The sequence below is a fragment of the uncultured Acinetobacter sp. genome, from assembly GCF_947624825.1.
GTDB lineage: Bacteria > Pseudomonadota > Gammaproteobacteria > Pseudomonadales > Moraxellaceae > Acinetobacter.
On sequence record NZ_CANQLZ010000009.1, the window covers coordinates 44,843 to 61,909 of the forward strand.

Below are 17,067 nucleotides of genomic sequence, written 5' to 3' on the forward strand. Positions count from 1 at the left end.
CTTAACTCAATAATTCGTTGTGCCAAAAAGCGGTGTTTTATTGTTTTCACCCGCAATTTCTCGAACTAGTTTTGGAACCAAATATCCCGGTAGGTTCGCTAAAACATCCTCATAAATGTGCTCAATGTGGCTTGAGTCTAAGTCAAAGTGTTGTGCACCTTTGACTTTGTCGAGTACGTGTAAATAGTACGGCATGACCCCGGCATCAAATAAACGATAACTTAAATCGATCAGCGTTTTGGCTGAATCATTGACGCCTTTGAGCAATACTGCTTGATTTAAAACGATTATTTTTTGGTCAACAAGTTGGCTTAATTTGCTACAGGTAAAATCGTCTAATTCAGCAGCATGATTGGAGTGTACCACTACAATAATTCGTAGCCTACTGTTTTTTAAGATGGAAATGAGCACTTCATCGACACGGTTGGGGATTACGATTGGAACCCGTGAATGAATTCGCAGAAATTTAAGTTGTGGGATGCTTGATAAGTGATCAATCCATTCAGCTAACTTACGATTAGATAAAGTTAAGGGGTCACCACCGCTTAAAATCACTTCATTAATGTCAGGTTGGCTCTCAATATACTGTTTGATATTTGGCCAATCTTGCTGTTTAGGTAGATTCTCTTGATAGGGAAAATGCCGACGAAAACAATAACGACAATGCACCGCGCAAGCACCGGTTAAGGTCAATAAAAATCGACTTTTATATTTATGTAATACCCCAGGTTGCTGATTGGCTTGTTCTTCAGCTAAAGGATCAGTTACAAACTCTGGGTGTTCTTCAAGTTCTAAGTGATGTGGTAGGACTTGTAATAATAAAGGATCATGTGGATTGCCAATTTGCATTTTAGCGACAAAAGCACGTGGCACACGCAATTTAAAACTTGCTGTTGCTAAGTGGGCACCTTGTAATAAGGTGTTAGAAAGTTGCAAGGTATTGAGCAATTCTGCTGGATCGGTAATTAAATCACTCAATTGTGATTGCCAGTTTTGCTCTTGATATAAATAGTTTATCATGCGGGATGCTTAAAATAATGCTCAGAGAGATGAAAGGGCGACACTGGTTTTTGCTTGAAATTTCAGCAAAAAACGCGCTTAAGATAAACCTGAGTGACTAAAAAAGGCCACCCTTTTTTTGTCTGTCGCTAAAGTATGCGATAATTCTACCCATAAGCGCGGGACGGATAAACCTAGGTTTGCTCCGATCCGTGCGTAACATAAGCAGTCATGCTGCAAAAAGCGAGAATTTTTCTGTTGGTTGAAATTAATCCGCAGTAAAATGCCGATCTTGTGCGATGTAAATGCTGATTAGGCATTTATAGATTTTATTAGTTAGTTTGGAGTGTGCCAGTCATGGCCTATTATTCTACGAATGATTTCAAGTCAGGCCTTAAGGTTATGCTTGATGGTAACCCATGTTCAATCATGGAAAACGAATACGTAAAACCAGGTAAAGGCCAAGCTTTTAACCGCGTAAAATTACGTAACCTTAAATCAGGTAAAGTGTTAGAAAAAACCTTTAAATCAGGTGAGTCTTTAGAAGCGGCTGACATCCAAGAAGTAGAAATGGAATATTTGTACAACGACGGTGAAATGTGGAACTTCATGGATCCTGTATCGTTTGAACAAATTGCAGCTGATAAAGTAGCTATGGGCGACGCTGCAAAATGGTTAAAAGACGATTCTAACGAAAAATGTACCATTATGTTGTTCAATGGCGTGCCATTAAACGTGGTTCCACCAAACTTTGTAGTTTTACAAATTGTTGAAACTGATCCGGGTGTACGTGGTGATACGTCTGGCGGTGGCGGTAAGCCTGCAAAACTTGAAACAGGTGCTGTGGTACGTGTTCCATTGTTTGTTCAGCAAGAAGACAAAGTTCGTGTAGACACGCGTACAGGTGACTACTTAGAACGTGCATAATGGTTTAAAAATAGACTATTATCAAAAGGGGTGATGAAAATCACCCCTTTTTTTATGCCAAAGTAGGAGATAAAAATCATAACAACAGGGGTAAAGTCACCTAAACAGCAGAACCTCGAACAAAAATAATCAAGCTGATTGACATGCAAAACAAATGAGGGATGAAATGGAAAATGTAAAACAGAAGATGAGTCTATCTTCAAAAATGATGTGGCTGCTTGTCGCCGTGATCGGCGCAGTCTCATTTGGAATCTTGGCCTTAAGCCGAGGTGAACAGGTCAATGCGGTGTGGTTGGTGTTGGCTGCAGCCTGTGTTTATAGTATTGCCTATCGTTTTTATAGTTTATTTATTGCCAACAAAGTCTTTGAATTAGATGCACGGCGTTTAACCCCAGCGCATCGTTTAGCCGATGGCTTGGACTATGTCCCCACCAATAAAGGGGTATTGTTTGGTCATCACTTTGCAGCGATTGCCGGTGCCGGTCCTTTGGTCGGTCCGATTTTGGCAGCGCAAATGGGTTATTTGCCCGGCACCATTTGGTTGCTGGTGGGTGTGGTATTGGCCGGCGCTGTACAAGACTTTCTAGTACTGTTTATCTCTACGCGCCGCGATGGTCGCTCCTTAGGTGAAATGGCCAAGCAAGAACTGGGCACTTTTGCTGGTGTCACAGTGATGCTGGGTGCGCTTGGGGTAATGATTATTATTTTGGCAGTACTGGCACTGGTGGTGGTGAAAGCACTGACCAACAGTCCTTGGGGGGTGTTTAGTATTGCAGCCACCATTCCAATTGCCATCTTTATGGGCATTTATATGCGTTTTATCCGTCCGGGTAAAATTGCAGAAGTTTCCATTATTGGTTTTGTGTTGATGATGCTCGGCATTATCTATGGTGAAAATATTGCGCAGCACCCCTATTGGGGACCTTTATTTACCTTATCTGGTACAGAGTTGACATGGGCACTCATCATTTATGGCTTTGTGGCCTCGGTATTGCCGGTTTGGTTGCTGCTTGCACCCCGTGATTATTTATCAACGTTCTTAAAAATTGGTGTGATTGCAGGTTTGGCATTAGGCATTGTTTTTGCCATGCCTGAGATGAAATTACCTGCCATTACCCAATTTGTGGATGGAACAGGTCCTGTATTTGCAGGTTCTATGTTCCCATTCTTATTTATTACCATTGCCTGTGGTGCGATTTCAGGTTTCCATGCTTTAGTGTCGTCGGGGACTACGCCAAAATTGGTCAACAATGAACGTGATATCCGAATGATCGGTTATGGCGGGATGTTGATGGAATCTTTTGTGGCCATCATGGCGCTGATTTGTGCTGCGGTACTTGACCCTGGAATTTACTTTGCGATTAACTCACCGGCGGCCTTATTGGGTACGACAGCTGAATCTGCAGCTGAAGCAGTGCGTAACTTAGGATTTGTGGTTACACCCGAAGCATTGACCTTGTTAGCTCAAGAAGTGGGTGAAAGCTCAATTTTATCACGTACCGGTGGTGCACCTACTTTTGCCATTGGTATGGCACATATCATTACCGAAATCTTTAATAGCCGTGAAATGATGGCATTTTGGTATCACTTTGCCATTTTATTTGAAGCATTATTTATTTTAACAGCAGTCGATGCCGGTACCCGTGCGTGTCGTTTTATGGTGCAAGATACCGTAGGTATTGTCATTCCTGCGGTTAAAAATTCATCGAGCTTCTTTGGTAATTTATTGGGCACAGCCGTTGCCGTGTCTGGTTGGGGTTTCTTTGTTTATCAAGGCGTGGTTGACCCACTCGGTGGTATTAATAGCTTGTGGCCATTATTTGGTATTGGTAACCAAATTTTAGCGGCTATGGCACTAATGCTAGGTACCGTGATTTTATTTAAAATGAAAAAACAAAAATATGTATGGGTCACAATTGTCCCAACCATTTTCTTGTTTATTACCTCGATGACCGCAGGTTGGCAGAAGATTTTCCATGAAAATCCAAAAATTGGTTTCTTGGCCCAAGCTGAGCGTTTTAATACAGCAATTGCCAACAATGAACTGCTCGCTCCAGCAAAAAGTGTTGCAGAGATGCAAACTGTGGCATTGTCCAATCAAATTAATGCAGGTCTGTGTGCCTTCTTTATGATTGTGGCGTTTGTGATGTTATTTGCAGCCATTAAAGTGGTGCGCCGTGCTTTGGCAAATCCTGAGCCAAGTGTGAATGAATCCGAAGCGATTTATCGTGATCCTGAAGAAATCAAGCCTCAAGCCCATCATTAAGGAGTAGTCGATGAAACTTAAATTTGCACAAAGTGGTAAAACGGTCATTTATAAGATCATTAAAATGACCATCATGTCGCAAAAAGAGCTGATTTTTAATCCTAAAAATTGGTCACGTATTGCAACGCTTTGGCAGCGCTTACAGCAAAGTTTTCGCTTAATGGTGGGCGTGCCAGATTACGATAATTACGTAAAACATATGCAGCAGCACCATCCGGATTTAACGCCTATGGATGCCAAAACATTTTACCGTTATTGTGTCGATGCACGTTATCCATCGGCAGGTGCTGGGATGAAAAAATGTCCGTGCTAAGTGGTACATGTAAATAAAAAAGCGCCTTTCGGGGCGCTTTTTAAATCTTGTTTTACCCCAATCAAAAAGCCGTGTATGTTAAAGCCACACTATTTTTGATTGAGGATGAAAATCAGTGATTTGGGGCACACAAACACACACGACTGTACAACATGACAAAATTGCGCAATTTTTACAGCAACTCAATCAAATCATTTTAGATAAACCACAACAAACCAAATTGGCTTTAACCTGTTTGTTGGCAGGTGGTCATGTCTTGTTTGAAGATTTACCCGGTTTAGGCAAAACCACATTGGCCAGTAGTTTGGCGCATTTAACTGGGCTTGACTTTCAGCGCATTCAATTTACCAATGACATGTTGGCCAGTGACGTGATTGGGATTAATCTGTTTAATCAGCATAGCCAGCAATTTGAGTTTAAAAAAGGTCCGGTGTTTAGCCAAATTTTATTGGCCGATGAAATTAACCGCTGTAGCCCTAAAACCCAAAGTGCCTTACTTGAGGCCATGGAAGAAGGCTATGTGAGTGTAGATGGAGTGCGCTATGCTTTACCGCAGCCATTTTGGGTCATTGCCACGCAAAATCCATTGTTTCAAAGTGGCACTTATGCTTTGCCTGAGTCGCAACTCGATCGCTTTTTAATGCGTTTATCTTTAGGTTATCCGTCGCGCCAAGCCGAACAATTGTTATTACAACAACGTTCACGCCAAAGCCTATTGTCTGAGTTAACCGCAGTTTTTAGTGCTGATGAAATTATGGCATTTAAGCTTAAGGTGGAGCAGGTGCATTTAAATCAGACTGTGATTGATTACTTACTTGATCTTGCTCAAGAAACCCGAAAAAATCGGCATGGTTTATCTACCCGTGGTGTGTTGGCCTTAAAAAAAGCTGCGCAAGCGTATGCCTTCATTGAAGGGCGTGATTTTGTCAGCAGTGATGACGTGCAAGCGGTATTTGTGCCGGTGGCTGCGCATCGTTTGGGTTTGACCGATGAACAAACCCGTACTCTTATGCAACAGGTTTCGGTGGTTTAAAATGCGGCAGCGTTGGCAAAGTTGGCTTGAACAACGTTTTTTGTGGCAAGGTCAAAAACGCTTGCAGCATAAGGACATCTTGGTGTTTTTGCATCGCTCAGGCTATCTGTATGTGTTACTCATTTTGATTACCTTTATTGCTGGCGTCAATTATGCCAATAACCTGATTTTAGGCTTTTGCTTTTTGCTCAGTGCAATACTTGCGATCAGTTTTTACTTGGCGTATTTACAACTCAAAAATCTTGATATTCAAATTGATTGCGCTGAAGTGTCACAAGTGGGGCAGTCTATACAATTAACGATAAGTTTAAGTCAATTAAAGCCATACTCGCGTTATTTACTGATTGAATGTAATGCCCAACTTCAGCACATTTATCTACAAGATACACGCCAACAATTGCACTTTAGTTTTGACGCACAAATGCGTGGTGCATTTTATTATCCTCGCCTTCGGATGAGTTCAGGTTATCCTTTGGGCTTAGTGCGCGCGTGGAGTGACTTTTATTTTAAAGACAATTTAGTCACTTGGATTGCACCATCGCCTGAACTGCTGGAGCAGGAGCAACGCCATGCTATTCAACACGCAGGGTTTGATGAATTTTATGAGCTCAAAACGTATCAAATTGGTGACCGATTGAGTCAAGTGGCTTGGAAGCAATTGGCGCGTGGACAAGGCATGCAAATTAAAAACTTTGCCCCACATGCGCAGCAGCAACATGTTGAGATTGACTATATGCACATGCCGGCCGTTGGTCATGAGCAAAAATTGAGTTTGATGATGGGCTTGGTTGAACAATGCGAGCAACAACAGCTTGCTTATACGCTGCAACTGCCTCATACCCAATTGAGCTTAGGGCAGGGGACCTCACAATTACAGCGTGCCAAACGTATATTGGCAGAGGCTTAAGCGATGCCAAAGACCATTCGCAATGCAATTTTGCTGACCTTAACACTATTGCTGATTGCACAAGCCATGTTTATGCCGATGCTATTGGTAGGATTACTACTTGTAGTATTGCTACTTTTTGCTTTGAGCAGCCAAAAAAATTATCGCTTACCCAAAGCTGTCAATTTTGCTGTGATTTTATTGGCTTTAGCCATTATTTACATACAATACGGCACGTTTTTAGGTGTAGAAGCTGGCGTTGCCATTTTAATCAGCTTTTTATTTGCCAAAGTATTAGAGAGTCATCAACCACGTGATTGGTTGGTGGTGTTTAACTTCGCTTTATTTGTCAGCGCCAGCAGTTTTTTATATAGCTTAAGTGTTTGGATGACACTGTTGATGCTATTAAGTTTAACCAGTTGTTTGATCGGTTTTTATCGTTTACATCAGCTTAAATTTCAAGTGACAGCAGATTTCCCTCAAGATGCGCGGCAGGTTGCCAAAGTCTTGGTGTACGCACTGCCATTTTTTGTGCTGTTATTTTTATTTTTCCCACGCTTGCCACCGCTTTGGCATATGCCACTGCAAGGTGGCGATGCCACTACAGGCATGAGTGACAGCATGGCACCGGGTGATATTGCTAATTTGTCGCAATCGAGTGAATTGGCATTTCGTATTGTGACCAATGTTGCTGCTTTACCTGCACAGTCGCAGCTGTATTGGCGTGCCATGGTTTTGGATGAATATGATGGGCGTACTTGGACTGCAAGTCAGCGCAGTCAACAACCGCTATTTCAATATGCTGAGCAACCCATAGCACGTTTAAACTATCAATACCTTGCCGCAGAAAAACAGCCCAAATGGATTATGGGCTTAGAAACCTCGGTGCCCAGCCAGCCGGGTTACTATGTGCAACACGATGGCGCAATTCGTAAAGGTTTACAACGCCATACTGGTCTTGTTGATTTGGTTTGGTTAAATCAGCAAAACATACACCCCATTTCTGCTCATGTTTTAAAAGCCAACCAAAATTATTTAAGTCGCAAAGACTTACAAGCACAGCGTTTGGCTCAAGAGTTATTTAAGCAAAGTGGCGCTCAGCCTGAGGTATACATTGCTCAGGTATTAAACTGGTATAAATCCCAAGGCTTTGGCTATAGCTTAAACCCCGGACGGCTGCAAAATGATCATATTGATGACTTTTTATTTCGCCAACGCCAAGGGTTTTGTGAGCATTATGCTTCAAGCTTTGTCATGCTGATGCGTTATGTGGGTATTCCGGCGCGTGTGGTGGTGGGCTATCAAGGTGGGCAAGCAGCACCAGATGGTAAAACATGGGAAGTGCGCCAACTTGATGCCCATGCATGGAGTGAAGTTTGGCTTAAGGGGCAATGGCAGCGTATTGACCCCACTGCTGTAATTGCACCTGAGCGCATTGAAGCTAGCATTCAAAGCAGTGTGTTGCAACAATCTGCATTTAAACAACAGCAGTGGGCATGGCGTAACCGTATTCAGGTGTGGAGCGACTTTGTGGCTTATCAGTGGCAAAGTAAAGTAGTGGGTTATGACCAAAGTCGTCAACTCAATTGGCTATCTCAATTTGGCTTATCCACGCCATTACGCTTAGCGTTGTTTATGATCAGTGCCATTGCGCTACTGATTATATTGGTAGTGGGTTATCGTTATGTTCAGATGTATCGGCAGCAATCGCCTTATGAGCGCAACTTACATCGCTTTAACCATCAGCTAGCTGTGCCTTTGCAAAAGCAACATGCCGAAAGCTATGCCGCTTGGCTGCTTCGCTTAAGTCAACAACTCGATGCTGATAGTGCACAATTTTTGCTAAATTTGGCAGCCTACGACCAACAGTGGCGTTATGGGCAACACAACCCCCAAAAGTTAGCGCCTGATGTTAAGAAAATGCTTAAAAAGTGTGCGCTTGAGTTAAATCAAACTCAAAAACCCTTGTTTTAGTTCAATGATTTGCATTAATATGCTTGGCATTCTAGGTGTATAGCTCAGTTGGTTAGAGCGCTACGTTGACATCGTAGAGGTCAGCAGTTCGAGTCTGCTTATACCTACCAAGATTTTAAAAAACCACGCGCTTGCGTGGTTTTTTTATGCCTATGGCTTTTGCATAATTGAAGTTGATTGATCGGCATTTTTGGCTTAAATTGAAGGCGTATATTTTTTATACACTTTGTGTATGCTTTGACTTAGAATATAACACCGATAAAACTGAAAAATACGTATAAAATTTCAGCAAAATCGCGATCTAAAGGCATATTTCGTTGACTGAAAAGCCCTGAGGGACGATACTCTCAGGGTTTTATTTAAGCAAACCGGTTCTAGGGGCTGTGCCACAAGCGTGGCTCTTAAAAACACAATCCAAAAGGGGATCTATATGGCTGGTGGAAAGTCAAAAATCATTTACACTCTAACTGATGAAGCACCATTATTAGCGACCTACTCGCTATTGCCGATCATCGAGACTTTTACTAAGCCTGCTGGCGTTGAGATTGTTAAAACTGACATCTCTGTTGCAGCTCGTGTACTTGCAGAATTTTCAGAATTTTTAACTGAAGAGCAAAAGGTTACCGATAACCTTGCTGAATTGGGCCGTTTAACCCAAGATCCAGACACTAACATTATCAAATTGCCAAACATCAGTGCGTCTGTTGCACAGTTAACGGCGTGTGTGAAAGAATTACAAGCAAAAGGCTATGCAATTCCGAACTACCCAGAAAACCCAACTTCTGACGAAGAAAAAGCACTTAAAGCACGTTTTGGTAAGTGCTTAGGTTCTGCGGTAAACCCTGTGTTACGTGAAGGTAACTCAGACCGCCGTGCACCGACTGCTGTTAAAAACTACGCGAAAAAACACCCACATTCTATGGGTGAGTGGAAACAATGGTCACAAACTCACGTATCGCACATGCAAGAAGGTGACTTCTATCATGGCGAGAAGTCAATGACTTTAGACCGTGCGCGTAATGTGAAAATGGAACTCATCACAACTGCTGGTGAAACCATTGTTCTAAAAGACAAAGTGGCGTTACAAGACGGCGAAATCATCGATTCTATGTTCATGAGCAAGAAAGCGCTTTGCGATTTCTATGAAAAAGAATTGGCTGATTGTAAAGAAGCAGGCATTTTGTTCTCTTTACACGTGAAAGCGACCATGATGAAAGTTTCACACCCGATCGTATTTGGTCACTGTGTGAAAATTTACTACAAAGAAGCATTTGAAAAACACGGTAAGCTATTTGAAGAGCTTGGCGTAAACGTAAACAACGGTATGGCTGGTCTTTATGAAAAGATCGCAACTTTACCAACATCTTTACGCGAAGAAATCGTTGCTGATTTACATGCATGCCAAGAACACCGTCCTGCGCTTGCAATGGTAGATTCTGCTAAAGGCATCACTAACTTCCATTCTCCAAACGACGTAATTGTAGATGCTTCTATGCCTGCAATGATCCGTGGTGGCGGTAAAATGTGGGGTGCTGACGGCAAGCCTTACGACTGTAAAGCAGTAATGCCTGAATCAACTTTTGCGCGTATCTACCAAGAAATGATCAATTTCTGTAAGTGGAACGGTAACTTTGATCCTAAGACCATGGGTACTGTACCTAACGTTGGTCTTATGGCGCAAAAAGCTGAAGAATACGGCTCACACGACAAAACTTTTGAAATTTCAGCAGCAGGCGTTGCCAACATCACTGATCTTGAAACAGGTGAAGTGTTGATGTCACAAAATGTTGAAGAAGGCGATATCTGGCGTATGTGTCAGGTGAAAGACGCACCGATTCAAGATTGGGTTAAACTTGCAGTAACACGTGCACGTAACTCAGGTATGCCAGCCATCTTCTGGTTAGACCCGTACCGTCCACACGAAAACGAAGTGATCAAAAAAGTTGAAAAATACTTAAAAGATCATGACACGACTGGTTTAGACATTCACATTATGTCACAAGTACGTGCAATGCGTTTCACACTTGAACGTGTAGCGCGTGGTCTAGATACCATTTCTGTAACAGGTAACATTTTACGTGATTACCTCACAGACTTGTTCCCAATTATGGAATTGGGTACATCTGCGAAAATGTTATCTATCGTGCCATTAATGGCAGGCGGTGGCATGTACGAAACAGGTGCAGGTGGTTCGGCGCCAAAACACGTACAACAACTTGTTGAAGAAAACCACTTACGTTGGGATTCTTTAGGTGAGTTCTTAGCACTTGCTGTATCTTTAGAAGAAATGGGCATTAAAGAAGACAACGCAAAAGCGAAACTTCTTGCGAAAACTTTAGATGCTGCAACAGGCAAATTGCTCGACAACGACAAGTCTCCATCACGTCGTACAGGCGAACTTGACAACCGTGGCAGCCACTTCTACCTAGCGAAATTCTGGGCTGAAGAGCTTGCAAACCAAGATCAAGATGCAGAGCTTAAAGCACAATTTGCTCCACTTGCACAAGATTTAGCTGCAAATGAAGACAAAATTGTGGCTGAGCTTGCACAAGTTCAAGGTCAATCTGTAGATATCGGTGGTTACTACGCGATTGATACAGCTAAAGTAAATGCAGTGATGCGTCCAAGCACAACGTTAAACACTGTGTTAGACACATTTAAAGCTTAAATTTAAGCTTGCAAAAAAAACCGGTGCATTGCACCGGTTTTTTTATTGTATTTTAATGTTTAAACATGACATGACGAATTACAGTGTAGTCTTCTAAAGCATAGATCGACATATCGTTGCCATAACCTGAATGCTTCATACCACCATGTGGCATTTCACTGGTGAGCATAAAATGGGTGTTGACCCAAGTACAACCATACTGTAAACGTGCAGCTAAACGGTGGGCACGGCCAATATCAGATGTCCACACCGATGATGCCAAACCATATTTAGAATCATTGGCAAAGGCTAAGGCTTCTCCTTCATCTTCAAATTCAGTCACGGTGACCACTGGACCAAAGACTTCATTTTGTACAATTTCGTCATCTTGGCGTGCGCCTGCAAGTACGGTGGGTTCAAAGAAGAAACCCGCACGGTTGGCACGTTGACCACCTGTTACCACTTGAATATGGGGCTGTTGCTTAGCACGGTCGACAAAACCAATCACGCGCTCTAAATGACGAGCCGCGATCACGGGGCCAAGTTCTGTCTGTGGATCATCTTGCTCGCCATATTGAATGCTGCTAACCGCTTGCCCCAATTTTTCGACAAATTTGGCATAAATGTCTTTTTGCGCATAGATACGACAAGCTGCGGTACAGTCTTGACCGGCATTATAAAAACCAAACGTACGAATACCATCGACCACTTCATCAATATCGGCATCATTAAACACCAAAACGGGTGCTTTACCGCCTAACTCCATGTGCATTTTTTTCACAGAATCTGCAGTATTGGCAATAATACGGCTACCTGTGGCTACAGATCCGGTTAAAGACACCATCGCAATTTTTGGATGCGTCACCAATGGCTCACCGACATTGGCACCGCTACCAAACAACACGTTCACAACGCCGGCTGGAAAAATCTCATTTAAAAATTCAGCCAAACGCAGTGCTGTTAATGGTGTTTCTTCAGAGGGTTTTAGTACCACAGTGTTACCTGCGGCAAGTGCTGGGGCAAGTTTCCATGCCACCATCATCAGTGGATAATTCCATGGTGCAATAGATGCAATCACACCCAATGGATCACGACGGATCATGGAGGTATGACCTTCTAAGTATTCACCAGCAGCTGAACCTTGTAAGCAACGGCTTGCACCTGCAAAGAAACGAAATACGTCGGCCACCGCAGGAATTTCGTCATTCAAAACTGCACTATAGGGTTTACCACAGTTTTTTGATTCTAAACGGGCAAACTCTTCAGCATTGGCTTCTAATACGTCAGCCACTTTGAGTAAACATGCGGCACGGTCTTTGGGTGAGGTCTGTGACCATGCGTCAAAAGCCGTTGCTGCTGAATCAATTGCGCTGTTAATTTGCGCAAGACTCGCTTCAGCAATGTGAACTAAAGTTGTGCCTAAAGCTGGATTTACCACTGCCAAATGACGCCCTTGACCTTCTAGCAATTGACCATTGATCAACATTTTGTGTGATAGGTGCGTTGGTTGATCTGTCGTGTTTTGCTCACGATCTTGTTCAAGTTTAAATGCAGTGTTCAGTTCAGTTTGCATGTTTTTATTTCCTTTGGTTTTTTATGATTGTTTAAATTGAAGAGTTAGATTTTTTTGCCAAGATTACCGGTTCGGCATCTGGTGTTTTGTTTTTTAGTTGTTTTTGTTTTGAAAATGTCCAGGCATCACCAAATGGGTCATTGCCTTTGTCATACGGTTTTGCAAGCAGCATATATAAGAAGCCAACACCAAGTACGACAGCTGTGGTTAAAAACATCGAGTAGTGAATATACCAAGCGGCATCTGGGCTACGTGGCCACAGCATATTCATAATGGCACTTACACCATAAATTAAAGCTGCAATATTGACAACCCATCCCCACTTGCCCAAATTAAATTGACCATTTGGACGCCAGGCGCTAAATCTAAAAAATCAGGTTCTGTGATGGGTTTTATGCCTTTGCACTTGTTCAGCCACAGGCGGGTTAAAAAATAGCTGTTGAATTTTTTTTAAACTCTCTTGCATAACAACATCCTTTAAGCGCAAAGCATTCACATGCTTTGCATAGCCTAGCTGTTGGCGCAATGCTTCAGAAAAGTCAATCATTTGACCATTTTGAGTCAAGCTGCAGCTATGTAAGAGCCCTTTTGTGCTAAGCGTTTTAAATAGATCGATCATAGCCTTGAATCCGATGTTTAAACTTATGGCAAAAACAAGCGAAATCTATGCCAAAGTCTATCTTTTTGACAGCCCCTTGCATGAATCATCCAATTGCTACGCAACCCTATGCAAAATGTGCTAAAAATTGTGTTATTTGTGAGCGATTTTAGTGCTTGATATATTCTCTTGTTGCCTCAAAATACAGTACACTCAAGCGCTATATACACAACAATAACTTTTACGACAATGAGTCAATCATGATAAAAATAATGTTGGGTACAGCACTTATTGTTGTATCAATCACCAGTTATGTCCTGTATCAGCAAAAAAACAACAGCAGCAACATTACGTCGATCATGTGTTAAACGAGGCTAAAACATCCCTGCAGGTTGTGCAAAATAACCCGTATTACCAAAAACAACCTATTGAAATAACAAATAAAAATATCAAAAGTGATTGATGCTTGTAAGGCATTAACATGGTTTGAGCAGAGTGCTTTAAAGATTAGATGTAATTTTTAGAAAAAATAAAAAATCAATGTGTTATAATTGCTTCACTGTAAGGTAAATCAATGCATTTTTTTTTGTAAGTGTTTGATTTAAATTAAAGTGAGGAAAGCTGCATAAATGATATGCAGCTTTTTTGTTTACACTATTTCAATTTTAAATTTGTGATTTGATTTTAGGGTAAATAATTTTCCTCTTAAAATGGAACATTTGGCATATCCATTGCTTAATTTGCTGCTAACTCTTTGATAGTGTCATCAAGAGTCTCTCCTATCGCACAGTTAGGTATTACTTATTTATAGGGGCTAGGTCATGACGACTCCTAATCCATCTTCCGCAAATATGCTAGAACGTCTGTTTAAACTCAGCGAAAATAAAACCAATTTTCGCACAGAGGTCATAGCAGGTATCACCACATTTTTAACAATGTGTTACATCATTATTGTCAATCCAATGATTTTATCCGAAACCGGGATGGATCATGGGGCTGTCTTTGTTGCCACCTGTCTTGCCGCAGCTATTGGTTGTATGGTGATGGGCTTGGTTGCAAATTATCCTATTGCATTAGCACCGGGTATGGGCTTAAACGCTTACTTTACCTATTCTGTGTGTATGGGCATGGGTGTGCCATGGCAAACTGCATTGGCTGCAGTGTTTGTCTCAGGTTTGGTGTTTATCGCCATTAGTATGTTTAAAGTCCGTGAGGCGGTTGTCAATGCTATTCCAATGTCGCTTAAACTCGCGATTGGTGGTGGTATTGGTTTATTCTTAGCGTTAATTGCGCTTAAAAATGCCGGCATCATTGTTGATAATCCAGCAACTTTGGTGGGTTTAGGCGATCTCAAACAACCTTCAGTTTTATTGGCCTTATTTGGCTTTTTGATGGTCGTGGTCATGCATCAATTTAAAGTACGTGGTGCCATCATCATCAGTATTTTAGTATTGACCGCCATTTCAACTGCATTGGGTTTAAGTGAATTTCATGGTGTGATTGGTGGTGTTCCTTCAATTGCCCCAACCTTTATGCAAATGGACTTTGAAGGTCTATTTACAGCCAGCTTAATTGGCGTGATTTTTGTGTTCTTCTTGGTCGATTTATTTGACTCAACCGGTACTTTGGTGGGTGTATCACACCGTGCAGGTTTACTCAAAGATGGCAAATTACCACGTTTGAAAAAAGCCCTGTTTGCTGATTCATCTGCCATTGTGGCAGGTGCCGCTTTAGGTACTTCATCTACCACGCCTTATATCGAATCATCAGCGGGTGTTGCTGCCGGTGGTCGTACCGGTTTAACTGCCGTTGTAGTGGGTTTATTGTTTGTAGCGTGCTTATTCTTAGCACCGCTTGCACAATCGGTACCTAGTTTTGCCACAGCACCTGCATTATTGTTTGTTGGTGTATTGATGATTCAGGGCATCACCCATATTGATTGGGACGATATTACCGAAGCTGTTCCTGCCTTTTTAACCATTGTATTTATGCCATTTACCTATTCAATTGCAGATGGTATTGCAATGGGCTTTATTAGTTATGCCTTAGTCAAATTACTCACAGGTAAAGCGTCAACCGTACCGTATATGGTATGGATTATTGCTGTACTTTGGGCATTAAAATTTGCGCTGTTTGGTGGTTAATTCCATCAAAACAACCTAAAGGGTGCAACCTTTGAGGTGAGCACCCTTTTTTATATCAATAAGAGGATAAGATCATGACGCAACTTGATTTAATTCGTGCACTGCCTAAAGCTGAGTTACATGTGCACATTGAAGGTACCTTTGAGCCTGAGCTGATGTTTGCTATTGCACAGCGTAACCAAATTGAAATTCCATATAAATCGGTTGAAGAAGTTAAACAAGCCTATAACTTCCATAATTTACAGTCATTCTTAGACATTTATTATGCAGGCGCGCAAGTTTTAATTCACGAACAAGATTTTTATGATTTGGCGTGGGCATACTTTGAAAAATGTGCCGAAGATCATGTGGTACATACCGAAATGTTCTTTGACCCACAAACCCATACCGACCGTGGCGTTGCATTTGAAACCGTACTCAATGGTCTAAAACGTGCTTGTGATGATGCAAAAACCAAACTTGGCATTAGCTCACATTTAATTATGTGTTTCTTGCGTCATTTAAGCGAAGAAGCAGCCTTTGAAACCCTCGCACAAGCTTTACCATATAAAGCCCACATTATTGGCGTTGGTTTAGATTCAAGCGAAGTCGGGCACCCACCAGAAAAGTTTGAGCGTGTTTTTGCCAAAGCGCGTGACGCTGGCTTTTTAATTGTGGCGCATGCCGGTGAAGAAGGACCTGCAGATTACGTATGGCAAGCTTTAGACTTACTTCAAGTGAATCGTATTGACCATGGTGTACGCTCAGAAGAAGATCCAATATTGATGCAGCGTTTAATTCGCGACAAAATGCCGCTTACAGTTTGCCCACTGTCTAATTTAAAGCTGTGTGTGGTTCAAGACATGCGCCAACACAACATTCGCCGTTTATTGCAACAAGGTGTGAAAGTCACTGTCAATTCAGATGACCCGTCTTATTTTGGCGGTTATATGAATGACAACTTTATTGCGATTACACAAGCACTTGATTTAAGCGAAGATGAACTCAAACAATTGGCAATCAATTCTTTTGAGGCATCTTTTATCAGTGATCAAGACAAACAACAGTGGATTGAAAAAATTCAAGCGCTTTAAACAAAAGGGCAGCTTCGGCTGCCTTTTGCTTGCAGGATATTTAAACCATGCAAAAAAAATATCTCATTGTATTGGCTATGCTGTTGTCATCACATACAACAGCCGCTAGCCTCACGCAAAAAATGCTCAAACCTGTGATTAGCTATCAATGCCAACAAGAGCTCCGCGACTCTAAAGTCTGGAGCGCTGCAAGTTGGTTAATGAGTGCACAACAAAAGCAAACGCATCAAGACAGGATCTGTGGCTGTGTCAGTCAACATGCCATGGACAATATGGATGCCAAAGATGTAGCGTTAGCTTTGATTAACGAAGACGAAAAAAATAGATTGGTTCGTCAAGCAGTCGTGAATAGCTTAAAAGGCTGCATCGCAGAAGCTGTGCGTTAATCTTTGGGTTGGCGGGTCATGCTGATCAAGACATGGTCTTTGTCTACAAAATGATGTTTAAGTGCAGCAGCAATATGACCCACCAATAAAACACCCACCGCCCAAGACAAATAAATATGCAGCGGTTTTACAATTGCCAACAGCTCCGGATTTTTATCGACTAAACGAGGCAATGAACCGTACCGGGTTTGTCGGAGACCAAACTTTCTGAGAGAATGTCCCGATGAAAAAAGTAAAATATACCCCTG

General features: G+C 42.0%; 14 protein-coding genes and 1 tRNA gene. 11 read left to right on the forward strand and 4 right to left on the reverse strand.

All coding sequences use genetic code 11. The annotated features are described in order from the left end of the window. Positions 1–6: 6 nt before the first annotated feature. Positions 7–1,020: an EF-P beta-lysylation protein EpmB gene (gene epmB / locus Q0017_RS03650; RefSeq protein ID WP_298142825.1), complete on the reverse strand. Its 1,014-nt coding sequence runs from the start codon at positions 1,018–1,020 to the stop codon at positions 7–9. Positions 1,021–1,356: 336 nt separating this feature from the next. On the opposite strand from epmB, the gene efp reads away from it, so the two are divergent. The 8 genes from efp to Q0017_RS03690 all read left to right on the forward strand — a co-directional run bounded on the left by efp (position 1,357) and on the right by Q0017_RS03690 (position 11,066). Continuing rightward, positions 1,357–1,926: an elongation factor P gene (gene efp, locus Q0017_RS03655; protein ID WP_297424396.1), complete on the forward strand. Its 570-nt coding sequence runs from the start codon at positions 1,357–1,359 to the stop codon at positions 1,924–1,926. Positions 1,927–2,092: 166 nt separating this feature from the next. Next, positions 2,093–4,192 carry a carbon starvation CstA family protein gene (locus tag Q0017_RS03660; protein ID WP_298142828.1) on the forward strand — a complete coding sequence of 700 codons (2,100 nt, stop codon included), beginning with the start codon at positions 2,093–2,095 and terminating at the stop codon, positions 4,190–4,192. Positions 4,193–4,202: 10 nt separating this feature from the next. Beyond that, on the forward strand, positions 4,203–4,505 hold the full coding sequence (locus Q0017_RS03665) for a CstA-like transporter-associated (seleno)protein (protein ID WP_298142832.1): 303 nt from the start codon (positions 4,203–4,205) through the stop codon (positions 4,503–4,505). Between the two features lie 115 nt (positions 4,506–4,620). Continuing rightward, complete coding sequence (locus Q0017_RS03670) at positions 4,621–5,538, forward strand: MoxR family ATPase (protein WP_298142834.1); 918 nt, start codon at positions 4,621–4,623, stop codon at positions 5,536–5,538. Position 5,539: 1 nt separating this feature from the next. Continuing rightward, positions 5,540–6,445 carry a DUF58 domain-containing protein gene (locus Q0017_RS03675; protein ID WP_298142837.1) on the forward strand — a complete coding sequence of 302 codons (906 nt, stop codon included), beginning with the start codon at positions 5,540–5,542 and terminating at the stop codon, positions 6,443–6,445. A 3-nt stretch (positions 6,446–6,448) separates the two neighbouring features. After that, complete coding sequence (locus tag Q0017_RS03680) at positions 6,449–8,398, forward strand: DUF3488 and transglutaminase-like domain-containing protein (RefSeq protein ID WP_298142840.1); 1,950 nt, start codon at positions 6,449–6,451, stop codon at positions 8,396–8,398. A gap of 33 nt (positions 8,399–8,431) precedes the next feature. Beyond that, positions 8,432–8,508: transfer RNA gene (locus Q0017_RS03685), tRNA-Val, on the forward strand. A gap of 320 nt (positions 8,509–8,828) precedes the next feature. Next, positions 8,829–11,066, forward strand: coding sequence for an NADP-dependent isocitrate dehydrogenase (locus Q0017_RS03690; protein WP_298142843.1), 2,238 nt, complete (start codon positions 8,829–8,831; stop codon positions 11,064–11,066). A 52-nt stretch (positions 11,067–11,118) separates the two neighbouring features. On the opposite strand, the gene Q0017_RS03695 is transcribed toward Q0017_RS03690, so the two are convergent. After that, a complete protein-coding gene (locus Q0017_RS03695; protein WP_298142846.1) occupies positions 11,119–12,618 on the reverse strand; it encodes a gamma-aminobutyraldehyde dehydrogenase in 1,500 nt (499 codons plus the stop codon). Positions 12,619–12,649: 31 nt separating this feature from the next. Then, positions 12,650–12,949, reverse strand: coding sequence for a hypothetical protein (locus Q0017_RS03700; RefSeq protein WP_298142849.1), 300 nt, complete (start codon positions 12,947–12,949; stop codon positions 12,650–12,652). A 1,088-nt stretch (positions 12,950–14,037) separates the two neighbouring features. On the opposite strand from Q0017_RS03700, the gene Q0017_RS03705 reads away from it, so the two are divergent. The 3 genes from Q0017_RS03705 to Q0017_RS03715 all read left to right on the forward strand — a co-directional run bounded on the left by Q0017_RS03705 (position 14,038) and on the right by Q0017_RS03715 (position 16,819). Further along, the gene (locus tag Q0017_RS03705) at positions 14,038–15,360 is read left to right on the forward strand and encodes an NCS2 family permease (protein WP_298142852.1); all 1,323 of its coding nucleotides are present in this window, start codon (positions 14,038–14,040) and stop codon (positions 15,358–15,360) included. A 74-nt stretch (positions 15,361–15,434) separates the two neighbouring features. Further along, entirely contained in the window at positions 15,435–16,433 is a 999-nt protein-coding gene (locus Q0017_RS03710) for an adenosine deaminase (RefSeq protein ID WP_298142855.1), read from the forward strand. Positions 16,434–16,480: 47 nt separating this feature from the next. Beyond that, on the forward strand, positions 16,481–16,819 hold the full coding sequence (locus Q0017_RS03715) for a hypothetical protein (protein ID WP_298142857.1): 339 nt from the start codon (positions 16,481–16,483) through the stop codon (positions 16,817–16,819). Here the strand turns inward: Q0017_RS03715 and Q0017_RS03720 are convergent. Further along, a partial coding sequence (locus Q0017_RS03720) for a cytochrome b/b6 domain-containing protein (protein WP_298142860.1) occupies positions 16,816–17,067 on the reverse strand: 252 nt, incomplete at its 5' end. The genes Q0017_RS03715 and Q0017_RS03720 overlap by 4 nt on opposite strands.